This window comes from Mesorhizobium sp. M7A.F.Ca.CA.003.01.2.1, assembly GCF_003998945.1.
Lineage (GTDB): Bacteria > Pseudomonadota > Alphaproteobacteria > Rhizobiales > Rhizobiaceae > Mesorhizobium > Mesorhizobium ciceri.
Genome location: NZ_RZRA01000631.1, coordinates 1 through 3414 on the forward strand (window position 1 = coordinate 1; position 3414 = coordinate 3414).

Sequence of the window (3414 nt, forward strand, 5' to 3'; positions counted from 1 at the left end):
GCTTCAGCTCGGCGCGGATACGCTCCAGCCGGTATTTTCGCATCGCCGCCAGGTCGGGCGCGGCAATGCCTGCCGCCGCCCACTCAGCCTCGGCCTGCGGGCCATAGCCCAGCACATGCTGGTTGAGCGAACCCGCCTTCTGACGGGAGGCGTCGCGCAAAGCTTCGATCGAGCCCGGCTCGAACGGCATGATCTTGCGGTGGCGGCCAAAGCTGCCCTTCGGCCCCGCGCTGTCCATCGTCGAACCTCAGGTCCGCATCTTCTCGCCGCTCGGATCGAAGGGCGCTTCGACATTGATGCGGGCCGGGCGCCGTTGACCGAGGATCTCGATCTCGAACAGCCCGGCACTTTCGTCCTCGGCAAGCGCTGCGGGGATATAGCCCTGCGCCATCGACTTCTGCACATAATGCGCATAGCCGCCCGACGTGACCCAGCCGACCACGCGCCAGTCGCCGTCGACGATGCCGCGCACGGCGGATGCGCCTTCGGCAGCCTTGGAGCCACGTATTTCCTTGCCGCCCTTGTCGAAGCGCGGCGCGCCATAGCCATGCGGCTTTTCCACCGTGCCGTAGTCCTTGCTGACCTTGGCCCAGATCGGCTCGTCACCCATGACATCGGCGTCGGTGGCATCGACGATGAAGGAGACGCGGCGCAGCTTTGGCCCCTCGGCCTGTTCCTTGGCGGCGGCCTCGCGGCCGATGAAGTCATTCTTCTCGAGCTTGATGAAGCGGTCCATCGCGCCTTCGAACGGTCCATAGATCGGCCGCAACTCGCGGAACCAGGTCGGAAAGTTCTTTTCGAGGCGCATGGAGAGCAGAGCGCGCATGCCGAAATCGACAAGGCCGAATTCCTCGCCGGCGTCCTTGATCGCTTTGTAAACCAGGCGTTCGTAGGCCGGCGCCATCCAGATTTCATAGCCGAGGTCGCCGGTGTAGGTGATGCGGTTGACCATGCAAGGCGCCCCGCCAACAGCCATCTCGCGGAAATCCATGAAACGGAAGGCTTTTGTCGAGACGTCGACATCGACCAGTTTCTGCAGCAGGTCCCGTGATTTCGGCCCGGCGATCGACAGGCCGACCAGCGTCTGGTCGAAGCGGTGGATGCGCACCGTTCCGTCCTTCGGCAGGTGCTTCTCGAACCAGCGCATGTGGTATTTCTGCGCCGCCGAAGAGCCCCAGATCATGAAGCGGTCTTCTGCCGCCTTGGCGATGGTGAAGTCGCCGATCAGCTTGCCGAACTCGTTGAGCATCGGCGTCAGCACGATGCGGCGGGTCTTCGGCATGCGGTTGGTCATCAGCCGGTTGAGGAAATCCTCGGCCGCGGGTCCCGAGACTTCGTATTTGGCAAAATTGGCGATCTCGGTGACGCCGACGCGCTCACGCGTGGCGCGCACTTCCTCGCCGATCGGCCCAAAATCGTTGGAGCGATGGAAGGAGACGATATCCCTGGGTTCCTTGCCTTCAGGTGCGAACCAGAGCGGGGTTTCGAGGCCCCAGCTGTCGCCCATGACCGCGTTGTTGGCCAGCATCGTGTCGTAGAGCGGCGTCGTCTGCGCCGGACGTGCCGCCGGCAGTTCCTCATTGGGGAAGCGGATGGAGAAGCGGCGCGAATAGTTTTCCCGCACCTTGGCGTTGGTGTAGCGCAGGCCGGCCCATTCACCGAAGCGTGTAACATCCATGCCCCAGACATCGAAGCCAGGATCGCCATGCACCATCCAGTTCGACAGTGCCAGACCGACGCCGCCGCCTTGGCTGAAGCCGGCCATCACGGCGCAGGCGCACCAGAAATTGGTCAGGCCCTGCACCGGGCCGACCAGCGGGTTGCCGTCCAGCGCGAAGGTGAAGGGGCCGTTGATGATCTGCTTGATGCCGGCCTTTTCGATGCCGGGGAAATGCTTGAAGCCGATTTCCAGCGACGGCGCGATGCGGTCGAGGTCCGGCGGCAGCAATTCGTGGCCGAAATCCCATGGCGTGTTGACCGGCGACCACGGCTTGCAGGCCTTCTCGTAGGTGCCGAGCAGGATGCCGTTGCGCTCCTGGCGGGTGTAGATCTCGCCCTTGAAGTCGAGCACGCCGATCATTTCGCGGCCGGTCGATTTGTTGAATTCCTCGACCTCCGGCATCGGCTCGGTGAGCAGATACATATGTTCCATGGCCAGAACCGGCAGTTCGACGCCGACCATGCGGCCGATCTCGCGCGCCCACAGGCCGCCGCAATTGACGACATGCTCGGCCTTCACCGTGCCCTGTTCGGTGACGACATTCCAGGTGCCGTCGACCTCCTGCGTCAATTCCACGACGCGGTTGCGCAGCACGATCTCGGCGCCGAGTTTTTTCGCCGCCTTTGAATAGGCGATGGTGGTGCCGGACGGGTCGAGATGGCCTTCGACCGGATCCCACATGGCGCCGACGAAATTGGTCTCGTCCATCAGCGGGAACATCGCCTTGGCTTCGGAAGGGGTGATCAGCTCTGTGTCCATGCCGAGATAGCGGCCCTTGGCGTGGGCAAGGCGCAGGAAGTCCATGCGCTCGGGCGTATCGGCCATCATCACGCCGCCGGTCAAATGCAGCGAGCAGGACTGGCCGGATATCTCCTCGATCTCCTTGTAGAGCTGCACCGTATAGGCCTGCAGCTTGGCGACGTTGGGGTCGCCGTTCAGCGTGTGGAAGCCGCCCGCCGCGTGCCAGGACGAGCCGGATGTGAGTTCAGAGCGCTCGATCAGCATGATGTCGGTCCAGCCGGCTTTGGCCAGGTGGTAGAGAACCGAGCAGCCGACGACGCCGCCGCCGATGACAACCGCTTTTACGTGTGATTTCATCTGGATAGGTCCGTGTTTGAAGAGATTGAATCGGGTGAGCGGGGTGTGAAAACAAAGCGGAGATCGGATGCGGCCGTGTTCTCGGCCAGGCTGCCATCAAGCGCGGCGAGGATGGTTTCACAGGCCGGAGTACGATGTTTCAGGACGTCATGGTTCCAAACACGCAGGATCGAATAGCCCTGGGCACGCATGAAATCGTCGCGGCGGCGGTCATATGAGCTGCCGGCGTGTTGGTGTCCGTCGACTTCCACGACAAGCCAATTTTTGCGGCAAGCGAAGTCCGCGTAGTATGGTCCGATAGAGAACTGTCGCGTGAACTTGTAGCCGCCAAGCTTGCGGGCCTTTAACTCAAGCCAAAGCAGCGCTTCGGCCTGGTTGTCACCTTGCCTGAGTTTTCTGGCTCGCTGGGTAGTGCCCGTTTTGCGACGGCTACGGGTTTCATGAGCGCCTTCCCCCACTCCGTCGCCGCTTCGCGACGCCACCTCTCCCCCCTCCGGAGGGAGAGGAAGGGTGCCAGCGTGCATAAGCTCGCGCCTTTCCTCTCCCCCGTCGATCGGGGGAGAGGTGTCGAGCGCAGCTCGACGGAGTGGGGGTCG

The 3414-nt window shown here is 63.0% G+C and carries 2 protein-coding genes and 1 pseudogene; all 3 read right to left on the bottom strand.

Annotation, left to right across the window (positions count from 1 at the left end):
• A pseudogene (locus EN969_RS22590) lies at positions 1–238 on the bottom strand (aminopeptidase P family protein); the annotation flags it as partial.
• Between the two features lie 9 nt (positions 239–247).
• Positions 248–2818, bottom strand: a complete 2571-nt coding sequence (locus EN969_RS22595; RefSeq protein ID WP_027160490.1) for an FAD-dependent oxidoreductase — start codon at positions 2816–2818, stop codon at positions 248–250.
• On the bottom strand, positions 2815–3300 hold the full coding sequence (locus tag EN969_RS22600) for a DUF559 domain-containing protein (RefSeq protein WP_127224122.1): 486 nt from the start codon (positions 3298–3300) through the stop codon (positions 2815–2817). Before EN969_RS22600 ends, EN969_RS22595 begins: the two co-directional genes overlap by 4 nt.
• Positions 3301–3414 lie beyond the last annotated feature (114 nt).

Excerpts from the sequence above, each read along its gene's own strand:
- EN969_RS22595 (WP_027160490.1), bottom strand. The coding sequence starts at position 2,818 with ATGAAATCACACGTAAAAGCGGTTGTCATCGGCGGCGGCGTCGTCGGC.